Here is a 20,612-nt window from a genome sequence, read left to right on the forward strand (position 1 = left end):
CGCTGTCGTGGCTTACGCTGACATCACAGCCGTTCGTTCCGTCGTTCTTCCTCTGCATGCGCGCGAGGATGGCGAACTGTCCGTACTGGAAGGGGCGGATCTCCCATTCTCGATCGCACGATTGTTTTTTGTTCGCGCAAGCGCCGGAGCGCGTCGCGGGATGCATGCCCACAAGCGTTGCGGCCAGTTTATGATCTGTGTGAGCGGAGCAATCGAGGTCATTTGCGACGACGGCGAAACGAGGCAGTCATGGCTGCTTGACCGAGCTAACCTCGGCTTGCTGGTTCCGCCTTCGATCTGGGCGACGGAAATTTATCGAGTCCCAGGATCGATGCTGGCAGTTGCCTGCGACAGACCCTACGAGGAAGATGATTACATCCGAGACTACGACACATTTCGGCGCTATCGTGCCGCCCTCCACGCAGACCAAGAGCTGAAATCGTGAAATTTGTCATCACGGGTGCGTTGGGCCATATCGGCTCGTCCTTGATCCGGTACTTGCCAGACGCTTATCCTGGCTGCCGGATTGTCATGATAGATGATATGTCGGTACAGCGCTATTGCTCGCTGTTCGATTTGCCGGCAAACGCATCCTATCGGCTTGTTGAGGGGGACGTCCGAAGGCTTCCGCTCTTGAAATTGGTGGCTGGCGCTGATGTGCTTATTCATCTCGCGGCCATCACCGATGCTGCGAATAGTTTCGGCAATGCTGAGCAGGTGGAGCAGAATAATTTCGACGGCACCCGCATGGTGGCCCAGGCTTGCGTCGAGGCCGGCGTTGCGTTGATCTTCCCGTCCTCGACCAGTGTCTATGGCGTGCAGGAGGGCGAGGTCGACGAGGATTGTCCGATCGATCAGCTCAAGCCGCAAAGTCCTTATGCGGAGACCAAGTTGCGTGAGGAGGGCGCCATCCTGACGCTCGCGCGCGAGAAAGGATTGCGCGCGGCAGTCTGTCGATTTGGTACCATTTATGGCGTATCGCCCGGCATGCGCTTCCACACTGCCGTCAATAAATTCTGCTGGCAGGCTGTCAACGGGGTACCGCTTACGGTCTGGCGAACGGCGTACGACCAGTATCGTCCATATCTTGCGCTCGATGACGCGGTCGGCGCGGTACGGCTGATCATCGATCGCGGACTCTATTCGCAGAATGTCGTTAACGTCGTTAGCAACAATCACACGGTGCGCGAGGTGGTTGAGAGCATTCGCCTACACGTGCCGGACTGCGAGGTCAGTTTCGTCGAGAACAAGATCATGAATCAGCTGTCCTATAAGGTAAGCAATGCGAAGCTGGCGGCGGCGGGTTTTATCGCACGCGGCCGTCTCGCCGACGGCGTCGCGGCGACGGTTCGGCTGATCGACCGGCTTGGCTCGTTGCGTGAAGGCGTGCCTGCGTGACGCTTCCTCGCAATGCCATCGTAACCGGCGGGGCGGGCTTTATCGGATCCGCTCTGGTCGACGCGCTGTTGCGCGCGCCGCAATCGCGTGTCACGATTTACGACAATCTCACCTATGCGGGCCGGATGGAGAACCTCGCGACCGCCGCACATCATCCTGGCTATCGTTTCGTGAAGGGTGACATTCTCGACGCCCACCATTTTCGCAGCGTCCTGGAAGTCGCTCGGCCGTCGGTTGTCTTTCATCTGGCTGCCGAGTCTCACGTCGACCGATCAATCGAGGATGGCGGCGCCTTTGCACGCACCAATGTCGAGGGCACCGAACGTGTCCTGGCTGCGACGCTGGACTATTATCGCGCTCTGGATGAGACGGATCGGGCAGCATTCCGGTTTGTCCATGTGTCTACAGATGAGGTCTTCGGAGCGCTTGGAACGGAAGGGTCCTTTACCGAATCGTCACCGTTCGCGCCCAATTCGCCCTATGCGGCCAGCAAGGCCGCGTCTGACATGTTCGCCCGGGCCTATTTCCGCACCTACGGGCTGCCAGTCGTTGTGACACACTGCTCGAATAATTTTGGCCCGCGCCAGTTTCCCGAGAAGCTCATTCCATTATGTCTTGTCCGCGCGCTGGCAGATCAACCGCTACCAATCTACGGCAAGGGTGAACAGATTCGCGACTGGCTCTTTGTTGAGGACCACGTAGAAGCGCTGATGGCGGTCGCTGCGCGCGCCGCGCCCGGCGATAGTTTCTGCATCGGCGGCGGCACTGAAATTCCAAATCTTGAAATCGTCAATGCGCTGTGCGCGCTGTTGGACTGCCTTCACCCGCGAGCCGCGTCGACCAGCTATGCCAATCTGATTGCCTTCGTACAGGATCGTCCCGGGCACGATTTTCGCTACTCCATCGATAGTGCGAAGATTACCCGACAGCTTGGCTGGCGTCCGCGCCACAGTTTCGCGGAAGCGCTCAGGACAACGGTGGTCTGGTATCTTGAAAACCGTGAATGGCTTGCATCGTTGGGCTCGGATGCCGAAGCTGAAGTGACGCAGCGTCGTGGCCTCGTCGGAGCGCTGGTTTCACGGTGAAAAGTATCAAAAGCATGTTTTCCCGAGCTGTTCCATGAGACGTTGTCGCAAAGCCATCATTCTTGCCGGCGGCACCGGGAGCCGTTTGTTTCCCATGACGCTGGTGACCAACAAGCATCTGCTTCCCGTTTTCGACAAGCCGATGATCTACTATCCGCTGACGACGTTGATGTTAGCCAACATCGATCAAATCTTGATTATTTCGGGGCCGGATCAATTGCCGATGTTTGAATCGTTGCTTGGCGACGGTCGGCACTGGGGAATCAAGATCAGCTACGCGGTACAGGATGAACCGCGCGGCCTTGCTGATGCTTTCATTGTCGGCGAGGCTTTCGTTGGCGGCGAACCTGTTGCTCTTGCACTCGGCGACAATATTTTTCACGGCCGCGGGTTATCCGAGCTGCTGGAGCAAGCCGCCAACGACTCCTCCCACGCGCATTTGTTCGCAGTTCGGGTGAAAGATCCTGAGCGGTTCGGTGTCGTCGAGATCGACAAGGCTGGCAAGCCGATTTCCATCGAAGAAAAGCCTGTAAAGCCTCGCTCCCCCTTCGCCGTGACAGGCCTCTATTTCTATGACGAGCGTGTGGTCGACATCGCCAAGTCGGTGAAGAAGTCGCCGCGTGGTGAACTCGAGATCACGGATGTAAATCGTCGATATATCGAGGATGGCAAAGCGAAGGTTCATTTGCTGGAGCGCGGGTTCACGTGGTTCGATACCGGGACACCGAGTGCGCTGATCAATGCCTCCACCTATGTCGAGATCATTCAAAATCGGCAGGCTCTCGGAATCGCGTGCCCTGAAGAAGTGGCTTGGCGCTCCGGATTTATCGATCGGGATCAGCTTCTGGCGATCATTCGCAAACTGCCGAAAAGCGAGTATCGCAGCTATCTCGAAAGCATTGCAGGCTTCGTTTCTTGATGTCGGCTGCGATTGTTCCGCTGTCCATTCCGGGCGCACTGCTTATCGAGCCGGCACGTTTCAGGGATGAACGTGGATGGTTCTTCGAAAGCTGGCGGGAGAACGATTACGCGGCTGCAGGTATGACGGAGCCATTTGTGCAGGACAATTTCTCGTCCTCCCGAGCAGGCGTAGTGCGCGGATTGCATTATCAGGCCGATGACGCGCAGGGCCAGATCGTCACCATCATCGCGGGGCGGGTATTTGATGTGCTCGTCGATCTGCGCCGTAGTTCTCCAACTTTCGGCAAGCACGAGGCCATCATGCTGGATGAGACGGCGCCACGGCAGCTCTATATGCCGGCAGGGGTGGCGCATGGTTTCTGTGTGTGCAGTCCGGTCGCAATCCTGCACTACAAATGTACGAAGTATTACAATTCAGCTACGGAACGTGGCGTGCGCTGGAATGATCCGGATCTTGCGATAGAGTGGCCGTCGACGACTCCGATCTTGTCCTCTCGCGATGCCGGCTATCCGCTGTTGCGGGACATTCCAAATTGCGATTTGCCCCGATAGATCGATGGTCTTACCGCGCTTTCACTGAATCAGGAGTATGCAATGTTGAAATGTCGTGCCTGCGGAACGCCGGTTGAAGGGTTCATGTCATTCGGACAGCAACCGATCGCGAACCATTTCATCGCAGAGCGGGAGATCGGATCTGAATACTTTTTCAAGATGGACGTCGGCGTATGTCCGGAATGCACTTTGTTCCAGCTGATCGAGCAGCCTGACCCGAGTTTAATGTTCCACGAGAACTACACGTTTTTCTCGCAAACCTCGAAGGGCATGCAGGGGCACTTCGAAGCCTACGCGAAATTCGTCAGAGAAAATTACCTCGACGGGGCTGATCCCTTTGTCGTCGAGATTGGCTCGAATGACGGAATCTTGCTTCGTCACTTCATGCGGGCCGGCATTCGTCACCTCGGAATCGAGCCGTCCGGCAATGTCGCGGAAAAAGCCCGCGAGGCAGGCGTTGATACGCTTAGCGTGTTCTTCAGTGTCGAATCGGCGGCGAAAATTGCCAGCGAACGAGGGCTGGCCGATGCGATTCTGGCAGCCAACGTAATGTGTCATATCCCTGACCTTAACGGCGTGGCGCAGGCGGCCGCAATGCTGCTGAAGCCTTCGGGCGTTTTGATCTTCGAGGAGCCGTATCTCGGCGACGTGCTGGAGAAGACTGCTTACGATCAAATCTATGACGAGCATGTCTTTCTGTTTTCCGTGCTGTCGGTCGGCAACACATTTCGAGCCCACGGATTTGAAGTTATCGATTGCATCCCTCAATCGACACACGGTGGCTCAATGCGATACGTACTAGCGCGTCGCGGTGAGAGGCCGGTATCCCCTTCGGTCATGCAGCGTATCAGGTGGGAACAAGAACGCGGTTTGGCGAAACCGGAAACGTATTCCGCCTTCGCTATGGCTTGCGAGAAATCGCGCGACGAACTGGTTTCGTTACTGAAGGACCTGAAATCGAAAGGCGAGACCGTTGCCGGATACGCGGCGACTTCAAAGAGCACCACGATTCTGAACTATTGCGGGATCGGGCCTGATCTCATCAGTTATATCAGCGATACGACTCCGTTGAAGCAGGGAAAATTGTCGCCGGGTATGCACATCCCGGTGGTGGCTTATGAAGAGTTCGTCGCGAAGCCACCACAATATGCGGTGCTGTTCGCTTGGAATCACCGCAACGAAATCATGGCAAAGGAGCAATCCTATATGACCCGGGGCGGGAAGTGGATCCGCTTTGTGCCGGACGTCGCAGTTGAGTAGCACCCGTTGAAGTCAGAAGCGATCAGACTTGATCCATGACCGGCTTTCACAATTGTGCGGTCTCAAAACTAGCCTTGTCCAGATAGGACGCTAAGGACTTTTCCATGTGCGGAATATCTGGCTTTCTCAATTCAACATCATCGCATTCCTCGGACGAGCTCGAAAGGCTGGCTGGAGCGATGGCGATTGCGCTCAAGCATCGCGGACCAGACGATCAAGGTGTGTGGAGCGATGCCGAGGCCGGAATTGCATTCGCGCACAGACGTTTGTCGATCGTCGACTTGTCGCAGGCCGGGCATCAGCCGATGATTTCGGCCAACGGCCGCTTCGTCATGGTCTACAACGGGGAAGTCTATAGTTTTGCCGAAATACGAGCGGACCTCGAAGCGCGCGGACATCTCTTTCGGGGTCACTCCGATTCAGAAGTTATCCTGGAGTCGGTAGCGGCATTCGGAATTGAGGCAACGGTAAAACGGCTCATCGGCATGTTTGCCATTGCTCTTTGGGATCGACAGGAACGAACGCTGACGTTGATCCGCGACCGAGTCGGTATCAAGCCACTTTACTGGGGAAAGATCGGAAGCCTGTTTCTGTTCGGATCGGAGCTGAAGGCGCTACGTGCACATCCGGGATTCACAGCTCGTGTCGATCGGCGTGCTGTAGCGGGATTTATGCGACATGGCTATGTGTCGGCCCCGCATTCGATTTATGAGGGTGTTCACAAGCTCGATCCGGGTTCAATTTTGACGTTGCCTTGGTGCGGAGAGCCGCAGATCGCTCGCTTCTGGGACGCTAGAGAGATTGCGTTGGCCGGCATGGCAAATCCATTGAAGGCGACCGATGCGGAATTGACGGACCGACTGGAAAGACTTCTGGTAGATTCGGTCGGTCGGCGAATGATCGCCGATGTTCCACTGGGGGCCTTCTTGTCGGGCGGCATCGACTCGTCGATCGTGGTTGCATTGATGCAAGCCGTCAGCCCCCGAAAGGTTAAGACCTTCACGATTGGCTTCGACACTCCCGGCTTCGATGAGGCGCCACATGCTGCAGCGGTGGCGAATCACCTTGGTACCGACCACACCGAACTGAGAGTTACGGCACAGCAAGCGCTTGCCGTCGTTCCACGACTGTCGGAATGGTATGACGAGCCTTTCGCCGACTCGTCGCAGATCCCGACATTCCTTGTTTCCGAAATGACTCGGCGTTACGTGACTGTGTCGCTTTCGGGCGACGGTGGAGACGAGTTGTTTGCCGGCTATTATCGCTATAAACTGGCAAGAACGCTGTGGCGCGGGCCTTCGGTTCTGCCGCAATCAGTCCGCGATGCGGGCGCAGCGGCAATCAGAAGCATCTCGGTTGAGCAATGGTCTCGATGGCTGGCATTTCTTCCCGACAAAGTCCGGCCCCCCCAAGTCGGAGACAAGATGCACAAGTTTGCCGAGGTCTTGAACGCGGGTGACAGCAGTGCGCTCTATCGCAGACTCGTGAGTTTCTGGGAGCCGGCCGAATTGATGCCTGGGGTGAACGAGCCGCGCGGCGTCCTCTGGGACGGCGCGGTAGCGGATGACTTTCCGGAGCTGCTTGATCGGATGCAGTTCCTCGATCTGGTGACCTACTTGCCGGATGATATTTTAACCAAGGTCGATCGCGCGAGCATGGGCGTGGGCTTAGAAGCTCGCGTCCCGCTTCTCGATCATCGTGTGATCGAATTCGCCTGGCAACTGCCGAGGGCCGCGAAAATGCGAGGCGGCGTCAGCAAATGGCTGCTGAAGCAGGTTCTGTACCGCCATGTGCCGGCCAAACTCGTTAAGCGACCGAAAATGGGTTTCGGAATCCCGCTAGGAGAATGGTTGCGCGGCCCGTTGCGCGACTGGGCGGAGGCGCTGCTTGACGAACAGAGCTTGCGGGATGGCGGACTTCTGGACGCCAAGCGAGTACGTCAATATTGGTCGGAGCATTTGCAGGGTAAGCGTGATTGGCAGCATCGTTTGTGGCTGGTGCTGATGTTGCAGGCGTGGCGGGAACGTTGGGCCTGAACCTTGCGATGCCATCCCGCGATCGGCAGATCGAACCGGGATGGCGATCTCGCGCCTGGAACCAAAGATGCAGGGGCAGGTCTTCGGGAGTTTCGTTCAAGCATCGACCCGAACGAGTGGTGCTTCGAGAAGCGTTTTTCCGGCCAACAACGTCCGGTATAGTTCGTCATAGCTGTTGACGCAATGATCCAGGGAAAAATGCTCTTCAATGCGACGCCGACCAGCGGCTCCTAAATCGGCTCGTAGGGACGCATCGTTCGCAAGGTGAGCGATAGCTTCGGCAAGCCGCGTTGAATCGTGCGCGGGGACGACGAAACCCGTCAGTCCGTCGAGCACCGCCTCGGCGTTGCCGCCCACGTCTGTCACGATCATTGGCAAGCCCGCGGCCATTCCTTCCAGGATGGCATTGGAGAATCCTTCCTCATGCGAGCAGAGTAGGCCGATATCGCTAGCTTTCAGCAGTTCGGGAACGTCTTGTCGTGATCCCAGAAATGAAATGTTCCCCGCGATTCCGGCCTCTGCCGCTTTAACCTTCAGCCCCGTCGCGATGCCGTCGTCGCGACCGACAATCAGGAGATGCCAGGGCTGCGGCAATTGCATCTGACATTGCCGAAGCGCGTCGATCAGGTCGCCATGACCCTTGTAGGGAATAAGATTGGCTACGATGATGAGAGTGAGCGTCGCCTGTGTCAGTCCGAGGGCGGCGCGGGTCTGCTGGCGAGAGCCGCCGCTGCAAAAGCGTTCGATGTCAATGCCGTTGTAGATGAGGCCGAGTTTCCGCGAAGGAACGCCTTCCTCATCCTTCAACTGGCGCACTACGCTTAGCGAATTACCCAGGACGGCTGTCGTGGACTTATGTAGCAGCCGCTCGACCGACGATAGCCACCACAGGTTAGCTTGATAGAAATTCAAGCTGCGCCGGCTCATGATTCTTATCGGCACGCGGGCGAGCAGCGCGATCGGCGCCGCGGATAAATAGGCCATGGGAAGGAAAAAATGCGCGATCGCTGGGCGACGTCTGATGAGCGTCGAGAAGAGCATATATCCGGATCGTGCAAGGTGGAGCATGCGACTGACAAATGAGGTCGATGCCAGGCTTGATCTGCGAGGCGATAGTACCGTTGCCCCGCTTTCTTCAAACTTTTGCTGGAGCGGGCCGCCGCCTGCGAACACGTAAACTGAAACTTTCCAGCCGCGCCGAATCAGCGATCGAGCGATGGAAAGAAGGTGACTTTCCGTGCCGCCAACTTCAAACGTTCCGATCACAAAGAATATTTCGGGCAAGGCCGTCTCCCTAACGGTCGAGATATTGGGGGCACCCGGATTTACAGGCAATCAAGTTCTCCGATGCTCACGAAATGCCAGCCGTCGGGCGCGGCTGAATCGAACGATGATAATCGTTGCGTCCTGCAATCGCACATTTCGTGCCGGGCATCTCAGTGCAAGGCTGAAGAGAGATCGGGAGCACGAGAAATAAGTTCGGCCAAGCGAACCGTTTCCCGGAAATCTTTGCGGCGACTGACCAATTCTTCGAACGTTCCGATATCTTCGATCTTTCCTTTGCGCAACAGAACCAGCCTGTCACACCTTTTCACGGTGCTTAGGCGATGGGCTATGATAAGGACCGTCTTGGTCCCGCGCATCGCATCGATCGCGTCGGTGATGTCCCTCTCGCTCTCGCTGTCTAGCGCAGATGTGGCCTCATCGAGAACCAATATCTGGGGGTCGTGGTAGAGCGCGCGCGCGATGCCGACACGCTGCCGCTGGCCGCCGGACAAACGCTGACCCCGTTCTCCCAGCATTGTACCAAGACCGTCTGGCAGAGAGCGGCAAAAATCATCCAGACGGGCGAGCTTCAGCGCATGCCAGACCCGGGCTTCCTCGATGCGATCAGCTTCAATGCCGAATGCGACGTTGTTGCGCAGGCTGTCGTCGATTAACGAGATTGACTGAGGCACGTAACCGACGAGGTGACGCCAGCGCTTTGGGTCAATGGTTATATCGAACCCGTCGATTGCGACCTGGCCGTGCTGTGGCGCGAGAAGGCCCAGGACGATATCGACGAGTGTCGATTTTCCAGCGCCTGATGGTCCCACGAAGCCAATTGATTCGCCGGGCACAATGCGCAGCGATATATCTTCAAGGACGAGATTCGAGCTTCCCTCATATCTGAATGATACGTTGCGCAACTCAAGTTCCCGGGTGAAGCCGATTGGCTTCTGCTCGGTGGGGGCAGTGGGAGTCGAAAGCTCCTGATCGGCGAGGTCTGCCCAAACCTCGTCCACCGCAGCTTGGCTGTTCTTGATGGTGTTGTACGCGTTCACCATCCGGTTCAGAGCTGGCATTATCCGGAAAGCCGCCATCGCAAACAGGCCTAGCACGGCCACCATGTCGGCGGTTGCACGGCCATCCAGCAAGATCATGACGATGACAAGGAGAAGTCCACCGACCACGACAGATTCAAGGATCTGTCGTGGCATTTGAGCGACTGTAGAGGCGCGCGCCTGGTTAGCGGCGTGCTTTTGCCGCAAGTCGCGAAACGTTTCGAGAAAGAATTGCTCTCGCCCGAGGACCTTGACCTCCTTGATGCTCGTTAGCGCCTGTTGCAGGCATTGCAGTCGAGCAACTCGCAGTTGAATTCCGGTTTTGCCTAATTCGACTAGCTCCCGTCTCAAGTACACGCTGAGAATTGTCGCGGACCCGCCCAACACAATTCCAAGTGCGAGCGTCAGTTTGGGTTCCGTAAAGAGCATGAAAAGGATTAGCGCGAGGATGACGGACGCCTCCGTCACGAAGACGATGACATACAGCAGAACCTGCGAGAATACGGAGTCGACAGAATAATCAACCGTCGTAATCCGTTCCGCTGAATTGCGGTTGAGATGTGCCTGAAAGGGCGCGGCCAGATATCCCGAGAAGAGTCTTTCCGAGACCCGCGCGGCCTCGAAAGCGCCGAACCCGGCCTGCAGCCGTGTCAACCAATAGAGATAGATATTCTTGCAAACGACCAGAACGAGCAGCAGCACGCCGATTAGTGTCAAAAATGTCGTCGTCGAATGCAAGCCAAGCATATTGTAGATCGCCCGGATTCTCCCGTGTGTTTCGACGAGGGTTGGATCGCTCAGCAGAGCGATGAACGGCAGGATCATGCCAACCGTCGCAACCTCAAGAATAGTGTTGAAGAGGATGAGAACGCCGAGCTGACCAAGCCGCCGGCGACCGGCGGCATTCAACATTGCGATGCTAAGGCGGATCTGTTCCATCAGTCGATACCTAGGCAGTCGAGAGCGCCGGCGCGTACCGGCTCACAAAGCTCGAAAATTCCGTGCCGGTTAGCGTATCTTCGATGGCGGCAAGCTCGCTGCGAAATGCCGCAAGGTAGTTATCGTCTGCTCCGTCGGCGCGCAGGTTGGAGAAGAGGTTCTCGCGTTCTTGGCGTACGGCCCGCCGGCGCTGCGAATACTGCTTCCGCAGCCATTGCGGTGCGACGCCGCGTGCATGCTGCTTGAACCGCTCCAGACGCGGAGGCGGTGAATAGCGCCGGGCGAGATTGATGCGCAGGCCACGCGCGAACAGCTCGCGAATTTCCCCAGCTATTGGGGCAGGATCAATGCCGTCAGCTTCTGCGACCTCCGACGAGATACGATTGACCATGTGATCGATGTCGCTGGTGAAGCGGCTATGTAGCAGATGATGGACCCAATCCTTCTTAAAAGCCGAGCCCATTGATGTGCCGTATTGACGAAAGTACGATATGCAGGAAGCGGAGGAACGCACCTTCCCAAGCGTCAACGTGCGCATCGCGAAGTAAGATTCGTGAACTTCCAGGTCAGAGAAATCCATCTCCGCGCACTCGCGGCAGATCGTCGTCATCGCGGCGGACCGGAACACGTTGTAGTACGTAGTCATGTAGTTGGCGTAGCCATCCAGAACACGCTCGGCAAGGGTCGGTGCAGCGAGATCGCGGGAATGATAATTCTGCGAGTAGCGGTAGGTAATGCGATTGAATGGACCGGTCAGGTTCGCCAAAGTGGAATTGTTGTCCTTGTCCAGGGCAAAGCCCGCAACTCCGCCGCCGCAACTGACATATTCATTGTGAGTGGTCATGAATTCGATGCAGCGTTCAACGCCAGAGGGCATGACGAAATCGTCATTGTCGACCATCATAACGAAGGGCGTACGAACCCGAGCCGCTGCATCGGCCATCTTTTGATAGAACCGGCTAAAACTCGTGTCATCAGGGTATCGAATGAACTCGATGGTGAGATTAGGAAAGGTTGCGGGGTCTTCCAGCAATCCGGCGAGAAGCGGATGAACTTCGCCATCGGCGATTATTATACGATAGGGAAGCGCAGATTTATTCGCTTGCCAGAGGAAGCGCAAGGTAAACAGATGTCGTCCCTTCAGTGGCATTAGCAGGGTTAGAAGCGGCGATACCATCTCAGCTTTCAACATCAAATCGCGGGATTGCGAACGGCGACGATGCCGTAACCAGTTGTGAAGCTAGAGAAAGCCGGGTGCATCTGCACTGTGGTCCTTCTCTCGACCCTCACCGCCCAGAGGCGAGCCCATGCTAGCGGCCAGCGCAGGATCGCACGGAGGAACTTGCGTAGAACCGTGCTGGACGTTGTGGCGGCAGCGCGATCGATCGGCAGGCGCAGGAAGTCGAGCATGACAGACCAATACAGACCTTGCTTTTCCAAGCGCTCTACCGTGAATCCGTGTGTTTCGAGCACGCTCCTCCAGAAGAAGTCGGTGTAGCGTCCGAAGTCGTGCGGGCTGGCGTGAATTTGATAAAGGAACGGAACCGCGATGAGAAGCCGTCCTCCCGGCCTAAGTACCCGCGATACTTCGGCCAACACAACACGCGGGTCGCGGGTGTGCTCCAGTACCTCAGAGCAGATCACGGCGTCGAAGATCCCGCCGTGGAACGGCAATGCCTCTGCGACGGCAATGACATCTGGATTTGCTGACGGCAGGATATTCAGGCACACGACGTCCAGCGCAAAGTGGGCGATGTCAAATTGTCCAGGCATGCTTTGCTTTCGCACGCCCCCAAGATCAAGGACTCGGGCTTTGGCTTCCAATCGCTTCACTTCATCGAAGTAAAACATATCGACATAGCATCGGCGAAGCGAGAAGCCGGTGTTGGATGCATAATCGCTTAGCCGGCGTTGACGAACGTTCGAATTATCGGTCACTTCGCCGCACCCTCTGCCGAAAGACCCGCGACCGCGGCCAGATGTCCGGCGAATTCCGCGCAGAGATGGTCGGCATTGTACGCCTGTCGGGCCCGGTCAGAAATTGTCCGGCGAGCAATTGGTGACACCGAAAGCGGCAGGACCGCCAGTGCGGCCTCAGCTAATGATTGAGGATCGGGGCTTGCCTGGCAGCCGTTTACTTCATCAACAACGTGGTCATGGAGGTTAAGTTGGCTATTGGCTACCACTGGAACGCCACAACACAACGCTTCCAACATGACATTGGGCAACCCTTCACGCGTTGATGTTAGCCAGAGCTGATCGGCCGCGTGATAGATTTTGGAGGCGTCGGCGACGGTTTCCGCATGGATGATAACACGATGCTGCAGGCCCAACCTCTCGATATCGCGGCGCACTGAAGATAGATACTCCTGGTCTTCGGCGAACGCAGGTCCCGCCAACAGCAGATGGTGTGGTTGTGGCAAGTTCGCGAGGGCCTGGACGGCGAGGCGCTGATTCTTGCGTGGTTGGAATCGGCCGAAGACCACGCTCAGGCATGCGCCGTCCGATATTGCAAACGCTGAACGGGCCGCGAGTCTCTCGGCGGCGGTTGGCGGACGAAAAAGGTCAAGATCAACCGGATTGGGGCGCAGCCAGATCCGTTCCGGTGCCACGCCAATATTGAGGAACCACGCGCGGATCGTGTTATTGAGTGCAATCAGCAATCTAGCTCTCGTTATAGCCAACAACGCTATTCGGTCGCGCAGCCGGTGGCCTGGCGGATCGGGATCCACAGTCATTTCCGCGATCACCGGGATTCCGGCGACAAGACCGGCAATGCCGATGAGCTGGGCAGCTTTGGAGAAGCCTGCAATGTGCATAGTGGCGAAACGGCGCGCTCCTCCTCCGCTCAGAAAGGCCGGAAAGGCTTTGAGCAGCGAGATTGCGGAACTGTCGGGCGGCAAGGCAAAGACCGGCATCTCTTCGTAAATTGACCATCCAGGCTTGTAGTGCCGGCCAGCCTCTGTGATGACGACAATGTCGAGCGGCAGCATGCGCAGCATGCGCTGGTACGTGCGAAAAATCCTCAATCCGCCTCCTCCATGGGAAGGAGGAAAACTCAAAGCCACCAAAAGGAGAGACTTGCGTTTCATCGATCGCATTCACCCGGCATGACGTGATGAACCGTCGTTCCCGCCTTGAGGTGAACTGTCGTTCGTGCGCTTTAGAGACGAATCTTCCGGTGGGTTGATTCCGTCGTATCGCATCGTCAGAATGAAATAGCTGCTGATGAAGTAAAAGGCGACGGCGTTGCCGAGCAACCGGCGGCCTAGGGATCCAAGCGTATTGTGAATGCCCCAGCGGACCGTCGGCGTGGAAAAGCCGCATTCTTCGAAAAGCCTGATCCAGATCTTCGGCTGTTGGTGCTTCTGCCAATCGATGCTCGGCACGAGCGGATTGCGCAGGCCCAGATCACCGAAGAAATTGCGTCGCGCGCAATCTGAAATCACGATGGTCGAACCGGGACGCAAGAGCGATCCCAGCTTGATTATGATCGCGCGATATTGTTCCCTCGCGGACTTGCTCTCCTGGAGGGATACCACTGCGTCTTCATCCAGATGATTGATCGATGCCTCAAGAATCGCCACGTCGAAATTACCGCCGTGGCAGTCGAATTCTTGCAGCGTACAGGGCTCGATTGCGAGTCGATCCGTCAGCCCTAATTCTTCGCGTATGCTTCTCGCGCGAATGAGCTGGCGATTTTGGCTACCTGCGGCTTCCGGCTCCAGAAGCGTGGCGCGCTCGGCGCCATGCGCAAGCGCGTAGGTCGCGGCCAGGCCAATGCCTCCTCCAATGTCGAGAACTTTCTTACCCTTGAAGTCGATGCCTTCCAGCAGGCGCGCATAGAAGAGCCGCCAATTCATCGGAGCGCGATGCTTGGCGGCCAGCTGCGACCAGTGTTCAAGATCAATATCGGACATCATCGTTGAAAAAGACGCTTGGCACGGCTCGTTGTTGCAGGGCGTGCGATCATTGGAAGCATTGGAAGCTTGATCTCATTTGCGGCGCAGCGCTGGTGCGGGCGACATGGCTCTGATCATCAGCTCCCAAAGTGCGACCTGATTGCATGGATAATGATTTCCACGTCCGAGTCCTTTATCTCCGGATAGAGAGGAAGTGTGAGAATTCGGTCAACCAGACGTTCAGTGACGGGAAGGCCATCGCGTGGAAACACCGCTGCCTCCATGTAGCCGGCTTGACGGTGAACCGGCAACGGATAGTGAACACTAGAGTCGATGCCAGACTTTACAAGGCTTGACCTTAGCGCCTCACGATCCGCGCAGGCGATGACGTAGAGATGATATACGTGTTCACAGCCAGGGCGCTGAGCTGGAGTCGTCAGCGGCAAGCCAGCAAGGCCCGCACCATACCGTGCAGCAATGGCACGCCGACGAGCGTTGTCTGAGTCAAGAAAGGGGAGTTTTACTCCGAGAATGGCTGCCTGAATTTCATCCAGCCGAGAGTTTACGCCGGGCTTTCGCGTCTGCCGTCGGTCGTCCCACCCGTATTGACGCAATTGCCGGACACGATCGGCTATCGCGGGATCGGCAGCGACGACCATGCCGCCATCGCCGATGCCACCCAGATTCTTGGTTGGATAGAAACTGAAACAGCCGATATCCCCATAAGTCCCTACGCGCCGCCCTCGATAGAACCCACCCGCCGCTTGGGCGCAGTCCTCTACGACCCAAATTCGATTTCGTTTTGCGAAAAGATGAATTGCATCAAGATCGGCGGTTTGTCCGTAAAGATGAACTGCTATTGCCGCCTTTGTTCTTTCGCTCACCGCCGCATCGAGGGCTGAGGGGTCGAGCGTGTAGAATGTTGGATCGACGTCCACCAATACGGGAGTAGCGCCGACTGCCAGCACCGCGGCAACTGTGGCAACCGCGGTGTGAGACACGGTGATGACCTCGTCGCCGCGGCCAACGTCAAGCGCCTTCAGCGCCAGGATGAGTGCATCGGTACCGCTACCGACGCCAACTGCGTGGCCCACGCCGCAAAAGTCCGCAAACGCGCGCTCGAACGCGGCGACCTCCTGACCTAGAATGTAGGTGCCACCATCCAGCACCTTCGCTATTGCAGTCTGAATTGCGTCCTTGTGCGTCCTATATTGGGCAAATGGAAAAAGGACAGGAATCACGAAACTATCTCAACATTTGGCGTGCAGACGCCCTTTTCTTTGCCTGCGACGCCGACAGTTGCCATCTGGATTCTCTGTTCGATATCCCGCGCAAGCTACCGCAGACCGGGTGACTCGTCGGTACGAAAGGGCGACAATTTGTAAACTTGTTCCGCCCGCGAACCATACGGTGGTCCGCCACCAGGAACGTTAGTCATCAAACGCCGATTGCGACGTTTTGTATTGCGTTCACGGCGTGAACGTCAAGTTCAATCTTGGGGATGGCGGCGCCATATTGGAAACTAGCCAATCCGCCGGGGTGGGCGTCACTTTGTCGTCCGGACGTGTCGGCAGCCTAAAATGCGCTACGGAGATAACGAATGAATTCGCCTGCGCGACGATCGCGCCGGTGTCGCTACCGTTATTAGGCTATTGCTGAAGGGTGGCACTGCGGTTTAAACAGACCGTTAGAAAGACAGGTTCAGCTGGATAGTTTTGTTAGTGGCACACGGGCGCAGTATCGCGGTTATCGGCTTGGGATATGTGGGATTGCCTGTGGCAGTATCATTTGCCCGAACGCGCGTTCCAGTCGTTGGTTTCGACGTGGATGCGACGCGAATTTCCGAGTTGAACGCGGGCCATGACCGCACCCGGGAGGTCGAAAAGGGCGATCTGCGGCACGTGTCATTGACCTTTTCAGCCGACGTAAGGGCGATCCGGGAGTGCGATTTCTATATCGTCACCGTCCCGACCCCAATCGACGCGGCGCATCGACCGGATCTCGGTGCGATGATTGCCGCATCACGCTCGGTGGGGAGCGTGCTCAAGAAGAATGATATCGTCGTCTATGAATCGACGGTGTATCCGGGCGCGATCGAAGAGGAATGCATCCCGGTACTCGAACAAGCATCCGCGTTGAAGGCCGGCCTGGATTTCCATGTCGGATATTCGCCGGAGCGAATCAATCCAGGCGACAAGCAACACCGGTTCGAAACAATAATGAAGGTCGTGTCGGCACAGGACGCGAAGACCCTCGACATTGTTGCTGACGTGTACGGATCCGTGGTAACCGCTGGCATTCATCGCGCACCTTCCATTAAAGTTGCCGAAGCGGCTAAAGTCATCGAAAATACGCAACGCGATCTCAATATCGCGTTCATGAATGAATTGTCGCTGATCTTCCAAGCGCTCGATATCGATACCGGCGATGTTCTTGCGGCAGCCCGAACGAAATGGAATTTCATGCCCTTTCAACCGGGACTGGTTGGCGGCCACTGCATTGGCGTTGACCCGTATTACCTGACCTATCGTGCCGAAAAAGCGGGGTACCATCCGGAAGTCATCTTGGCCGGTCGGCGCATCAACGACGGCATGGGCCAGCGAATCGCGAGGGAATGTGTTCGCGGGCTATTGCAGCGGAAAGGCCGCGCGGGGATCGTCACCATCCTGGGCCTGACTTTCAAGGAGGACGTTCCCGATACGCGCAATTCTCGTGTTGTCGATATCATACGTGAGCTGGAGTCGTTTGGCCTCTCGATCCAGGTGCATGATCCCTTGGCGAATGCTGCGGAGGTCAGGCAAGAATTCGGTGTGGCGCTGACTGAACTGGATGCGCTGCGACCTGCCGACGCCGTCATTCTGGCAGTGGCGCACGCTCGCTATATCGATGGCGGCTGGCCGCTTATTCAACAGTTACTGCAAGACAGCAAAGGTCTTGTTTTCGACGTCAAGTTGAAGCTTGATCGCAGCTCGCGGCCTGAAGGCGTCGAGTTATGGCGGCTCTAGGGCGCCAAGCCGGAGAGAAGATGTCCGATCGCGCGATACTAGTCACCGGGGCAGCCGGTTTTATCGGATTTCACGTGGCTCAACGTCTGTTGTCAGCCGGCCGCAAGGTCGTCGGTCTCGATATCATCAATAATTATTATGATCCTGGTCTGAAGGAAGCTCGCCTCGAGATTTTGAAGCGCCATTCGAATTTTAGCTTTGTAAAGCTCGATCTGACCGATCGTGAAGCGATGAAGTCGCTCTTTGCGCAGCATCGTTTTCCCATCGTCATTCATCTCGCAGCTCAGGCAGGCGTCCGCTACTCGCTCGAAAACCCTCACGCATATATCGATTCGAATATCGAAGGGTTCATAAACGTACTTGAGGGCTGCCGGCACAACGCCTGCAAACACCTGCTCTTTGCATCTTCCTCTTCCGTGTATGGCGCGAACACTAAACTGCCATTTTCGGTGCAGGATAATGTCGATCACCCTATCAGTCTCTACGCCGCGTCAAAGAAGGCCAACGAGCTGATGTCGCACGCATACAGCCATTTGTATGGTCTTCCTGCCACCGGTCTACGGTTCTTCACGGTCTACGGTCCTTGGGGCCGCCCGGACATGGCAATGTTTATTTTCGCGAAAGCTATCTTGAGCGGCGCTCCGATCAAGTTGTTCAACCATGGCAACATGCGTCGCGACTTTACCTTTGTAGCGGATGTCAGCGAGGCGATCGTTCGCCTCGTCGAATGCCCACCACGGGGCAATCCAAACTGGTCCGGCGACGTCCCCGATCCCGCAAGCAGCGGAGCGCCTTGGAAAGTCTACAATATAGGCAACAACAATCCTGAAGATATCACGCACGTAGTTTCGCTTCTGGAGAAGGAGTTCGGGCGAGCGGCCATCAAAGAGATGTTGCCGATGCAGCCCGGCGACGTGCCGGCAACGTATGCCGATATTGAGGATCTGGCCCGCGACATTGGATTCAAACCTGCGACCACTATTGAAGATGGCATCGAACGATTTGCAAAATGGTATCGCGAGTACCACAAGGTTTAGCAGAAGCGACGGAATCGCCGAGAAGCCGTAAGTTCGATGTGATTGCGCAAGCCCCCAATTCGCGGCACGTCCTTCGCAAAACGTCGAGATCTGCCTTCGTCGTTTCTCACGGTAATGCTAACCTGGACTGAGCGAGCACCAATCCTACGCGGGCGAGTCTGCTCTAGCAGTTGGGGACCGGGAGTGCGCGTTGTAACCAGTCCGATCGTTCAGCCAGTATCGCTTTAATTGAGAGGCAAGAGCGGCTTTAAGAATTGGGCAAGATGGCCGCCTGAGTACAAATAGCCTTGAACGCCAGCGGCCCGCGCCGCTTCCAGGTCGGTGGGCTTGTCGCCTATGAGAATGCTGCGACTGATGTCCACTGGAAAGCGCTCCAGCAGATCGTTGATCATCCCGGGTGCGGGCTTACGCCGATGGCTTACCTGACGATACTGTTCTATCAGCGCATTGGGATGGTAAGGGCAGTATTCGAACGCGTCTATGTGAGCTCCGATCTTCGCCAGATCGTCCGCCATCCATCTATGTAATGCTTCAACTTGAGTTTCCTCGTAAAGGCCCTTGGCCACGCCTGACTGGTTCGTAACTACGAACGCAAAACATCCTGCATCGTTGGCGGCCTTCACTGCTTCGCGCGCGCCGTCAATCCACCTCAGCTTACTGATCTCGAAAACATAACCCTTGTCCTCATTGAGCACTCCGTCCCTGTCGAAGAAAACTGCCGGTCTCTTCATTTCATCGCCTTGAATCAGGTTACGCTTTCCAGTGAATACTGCTTCATTCACAACTCTGAAGACTATAGCAGTCGTGGCGGGGCCAGTGAAATCCTGGGCCGCATATGCTGCTGGTAGTGTTGTCGAATGGTGAAGTCTATTTATCGCTCGTCGGATATCACCTTGCCGTCGTTCGGCAGTGAGCCCGCCGCGACCAGTTCGATATTGCCGCCGAGCTTCGTCACTGAGCGCAACGTCGCGGCGATGTCATCTCCCCGGAGGCTGCCGGGCGCGGCCGTTTCCGCCTTTAGCGTCATCACGTCGCTCTCGCCGGATCGCGTGACCACGAGGCGCAGCCGTCCGAGTTCGGGATGGCGCTTGCCGATCTCGGCGACCTGCTCGGGGCGCACGAACATGCCCTTGACCTTGGTGGTCTGGTCGGCGCGGCCCATCCACCCCTTGATGCGCATGTTGGTGCGCCCGCACGGGCTTACGCCCGGCAGAGCGGCAGTGAGATCGCCGAGCGCGAGGCGGATCCACGGGTGCTGAGGGTCGAGCGAGGTGACGACGATTTCGCCGACATCGCCGGGCGCCACGGGATCGCCGGTGCCGGGGCGCACGATTTCCATGATCAGGTCCTCGTTGACGACCATGCCGTCGCGCGCCGGCGTTTCGAACGCGACCAGACCGAGGTCGGCGGTGCCGAATCCCTGATAGGCATCGATGCCGCGCGACTTCACTTCGTCCTGCAGCGATTTCGGAAACGCCGCGCCTGATACCAGTGCGCGCTTGATCGAGGAAACGTCGCGGCCCGCGCTTGCGGCGGCGTCGAGCAGGATCTTGAGGAAATCCGGCGTGCCGCTATAGCCGACCGGCCGATAGGCTTCGATCAGTTCGAACTGCTGTTCGGTATTGCCCGGGCCGGCCGGAATCACCGCACAGCCCAGCGCCCGCGCCGACGCATCGAAAATGAAGCCGCCGGGCGTCAGATGGTAGCTGAACGTATTGAGCACCACGTCGCCGGGCCGGAGGCCTGCCGCAAACAGCGCCCGCGCGCCGCGCCAAGGGTCGGCGTGAACCGGCTCGGGCTCGAAGATCGGCCCCGGCGAGGTGAACAGCCGCCCGAACGATCCCAAAGGCCCGGCCACGAACCCGCCGAACGGCGGCGCGGCCTTGTGGAGGGCAGGGAGTTCCGACTTGCGCAGCACCGGCAGGCGCGCCAGCGCGGCGCGGCTGGTCACTGAGGCCGGATCGATGCCCTCCAGCCGCTCGGCATAGGCCGGCGCGGCCAGCGCCTTGCGCAGGATGTCCGGCAGACGAGAAAACAGCTCAGCCTCGCGTTTGGCCGGCTCGCGCGTCTCGAGTGCGTCGTAATGGTCCGTCATGACGAGTTCCCCAAGTTAGGGTCGATTGCGTGCCGCCTCTGACGTGGTATCAGACGGC

General features: G+C 57.3%; 18 protein-coding genes. 9 read left to right on the top strand and 9 right to left on the bottom strand.

Translation table 11 applies throughout. The annotated features are described in order from the left end of the window. Positions 1–7 precede the first annotated feature (7 nt). The 7 genes from V1288_RS34115 (at position 8) to asnB (ending at position 7,252) form a co-directional block, all read left to right on the top strand. On the top strand, positions 8–445 hold the full coding sequence (locus V1288_RS34115; RefSeq protein ID WP_334425587.1) for a sugar 3,4-ketoisomerase: 438 nt from the start codon (positions 8–10) through the stop codon (positions 443–445). Further along, positions 442–1,398, top strand: a complete 957-nt coding sequence (locus tag V1288_RS21090) for an NAD-dependent epimerase/dehydratase family protein (protein WP_334358872.1) — start codon at positions 442–444, stop codon at positions 1,396–1,398. Before V1288_RS34115 ends, V1288_RS21090 begins: the two co-directional genes overlap by 4 nt. After that, positions 1,395–2,483: a dTDP-glucose 4,6-dehydratase gene (gene rfbB / locus V1288_RS21095; protein ID WP_334358873.1), complete on the top strand. Its 1,089-nt coding sequence runs from the start codon at positions 1,395–1,397 to the stop codon at positions 2,481–2,483. Before V1288_RS21090 ends, rfbB begins: the two co-directional genes overlap by 4 nt. Positions 2,484–2,517: 34 nt before the next feature. Continuing rightward, the gene (rfbA, locus tag V1288_RS21100; protein WP_334358874.1) at positions 2,518–3,402 is read left to right on the top strand and encodes a glucose-1-phosphate thymidylyltransferase RfbA; all 885 of its coding nucleotides are present in this window, start codon (positions 2,518–2,520) and stop codon (positions 3,400–3,402) included. Then, a complete protein-coding gene (gene rfbC, locus V1288_RS21105) occupies positions 3,402–3,956 on the top strand; it encodes a dTDP-4-dehydrorhamnose 3,5-epimerase (protein WP_334358875.1) in 555 nt (184 codons plus the stop codon). Before rfbA ends, rfbC begins: the two co-directional genes overlap by 1 nt. 42 nt (positions 3,957–3,998) lie before the next feature. Next, complete coding sequence (locus V1288_RS21110) at positions 3,999–5,216, top strand: class I SAM-dependent methyltransferase (RefSeq protein WP_334358876.1); 1,218 nt, start codon at positions 3,999–4,001, stop codon at positions 5,214–5,216. A gap of 104 nt (positions 5,217–5,320) precedes the next feature. Then, on the top strand, positions 5,321–7,252 hold the full coding sequence (gene asnB, locus V1288_RS21115; protein WP_334358877.1) for an asparagine synthase (glutamine-hydrolyzing): 1,932 nt from the start codon (positions 5,321–5,323) through the stop codon (positions 7,250–7,252). A 96-nt stretch (positions 7,253–7,348) separates the two neighbouring features. On the opposite strand, the gene V1288_RS21120 is transcribed toward asnB, so the two are convergent. The 7 genes from V1288_RS21120 to V1288_RS21150 form a co-directional block, all read right to left on the bottom strand. Beyond that, a complete protein-coding gene (locus tag V1288_RS21120; RefSeq protein WP_334358878.1) occupies positions 7,349–8,536 on the bottom strand; it encodes a glycosyltransferase in 1,188 nt (395 codons plus the stop codon). Positions 8,537–8,688: 152 nt separating this feature from the next. Next, a complete protein-coding gene (locus V1288_RS21125; RefSeq protein WP_334358879.1) occupies positions 8,689–10,515 on the bottom strand; it encodes an ABC transporter ATP-binding protein in 1,827 nt (608 codons plus the stop codon). A gap of 10 nt (positions 10,516–10,525) precedes the next feature. Continuing rightward, positions 10,526–11,692: a TIGR00180 family glycosyltransferase gene (locus V1288_RS21130; protein ID WP_334358880.1), complete on the bottom strand. Its 1,167-nt coding sequence runs from the start codon at positions 11,690–11,692 to the stop codon at positions 10,526–10,528. A gap of 14 nt (positions 11,693–11,706) precedes the next feature. Next, positions 11,707–12,453, bottom strand: a complete 747-nt coding sequence (locus tag V1288_RS21135) for a class I SAM-dependent methyltransferase (protein ID WP_334358881.1) — start codon at positions 12,451–12,453, stop codon at positions 11,707–11,709. Further along, on the bottom strand, positions 12,450–13,607 hold the full coding sequence (locus V1288_RS21140; protein ID WP_334358882.1) for a glycosyltransferase: 1,158 nt from the start codon (positions 13,605–13,607) through the stop codon (positions 12,450–12,452). The genes V1288_RS21135 and V1288_RS21140 overlap by 4 nt, the downstream gene beginning before the upstream one ends. 9 nt (positions 13,608–13,616) lie before the next feature. Beyond that, the gene (locus V1288_RS21145; protein WP_334358883.1) at positions 13,617–14,435 is read right to left on the bottom strand and encodes a class I SAM-dependent methyltransferase; all 819 of its coding nucleotides are present in this window, start codon (positions 14,433–14,435) and stop codon (positions 13,617–13,619) included. Positions 14,436–14,554: 119 nt separating this feature from the next. Continuing rightward, positions 14,555–15,658 carry a DegT/DnrJ/EryC1/StrS family aminotransferase gene (locus tag V1288_RS21150; RefSeq protein ID WP_334358884.1) on the bottom strand — a complete coding sequence of 368 codons (1,104 nt, stop codon included), beginning with the start codon at positions 15,656–15,658 and terminating at the stop codon, positions 14,555–14,557. A gap of 480 nt (positions 15,659–16,138) precedes the next feature. Between V1288_RS21150 and V1288_RS21155 the strand changes: the two genes are divergently transcribed. Then, positions 16,139–17,422: a nucleotide sugar dehydrogenase gene (locus tag V1288_RS21155; protein ID WP_334358885.1), complete on the top strand. Its 1,284-nt coding sequence runs from the start codon at positions 16,139–16,141 to the stop codon at positions 17,420–17,422. 20 nt (positions 17,423–17,442) lie between these two features. Continuing rightward, positions 17,443–18,459: an NAD-dependent epimerase gene (locus V1288_RS21160; RefSeq protein WP_334358886.1), complete on the top strand. Its 1,017-nt coding sequence runs from the start codon at positions 17,443–17,445 to the stop codon at positions 18,457–18,459. Between the two features lie 224 nt (positions 18,460–18,683). On the opposite strand, the gene V1288_RS21165 is transcribed toward V1288_RS21160, so the two are convergent. Both V1288_RS21165 and V1288_RS21170 read right to left on the bottom strand, forming a co-directional pair. Beyond that, positions 18,684–19,346, bottom strand: coding sequence for a D-glycero-alpha-D-manno-heptose-1,7-bisphosphate 7-phosphatase (locus V1288_RS21165; protein WP_334361363.1), 663 nt, complete (start codon positions 19,344–19,346; stop codon positions 18,684–18,686). Beyond that, positions 19,331–20,554, bottom strand: coding sequence for a phenylacetate--CoA ligase family protein (locus V1288_RS21170; protein ID WP_334358887.1), 1,224 nt, complete (start codon positions 20,552–20,554; stop codon positions 19,331–19,333). Before V1288_RS21170 ends, V1288_RS21165 begins: the two co-directional genes overlap by 16 nt. Positions 20,555–20,612 lie beyond the last annotated feature (58 nt).

The organism is Bradyrhizobium sp. AZCC 2176, from assembly GCF_036924645.1.
Taxonomy (GTDB): Bacteria; Pseudomonadota; Alphaproteobacteria; order Rhizobiales; family Xanthobacteraceae; genus Bradyrhizobium.